This window comes from Methylobacterium sp. E-066, assembly GCF_022829635.1.
Classification (GTDB): domain Bacteria; phylum Pseudomonadota; class Alphaproteobacteria; order Rhizobiales; family Beijerinckiaceae; genus Methylobacterium.
This window is the reverse complement of record NZ_JAKSYO010000064.1, coordinates 1-325: the sequence shown is the minus strand read 5'-3', so window position 1 is coordinate 325 and position 325 is coordinate 1. Positions and strand designations below refer to the sequence as shown.

General features: G+C 76.3%; 1 protein-coding gene. It reads left to right on the top strand.

The features are described 5' to 3' along the window. A partial coding sequence (locus MKL20_RS07015) for a peptidase S24 (protein WP_244036073.1) occupies positions 1–325 on the top strand: 325 nt, incomplete at both ends.

The window sequence follows — 325 nt, the reverse complement described above, 5'->3', positions numbered from 1 at the left end:
CCCCTGATCGGACAGGCCCTGTGCGCGGGCTTCCCCGGCCCGGCGGCCCAGTTCCAGCAGGCGCCTCTGCCGGTGCCTAGGCTGCGAGTGCCGCACCCGCCTGCGACGTTCCTGGGGCGGGCCGCGCGCTCGGCCCTGGGGGGGGCCGGCATCTACGGCCGGGATCTCGCCTGCGTCGACCGCCGCCCCCAGCCGTCCCACAGGGGCGGGGTGGTGGCGGCGATCGACGCGCAGATGAGCTCCCAGCGCCTGGTGATCGACGGCAACGTCGCCCGGCTCGCCTTCTGCAGCCCGGACCTGCCGGCCTTCGCGATCGACGAGCTCG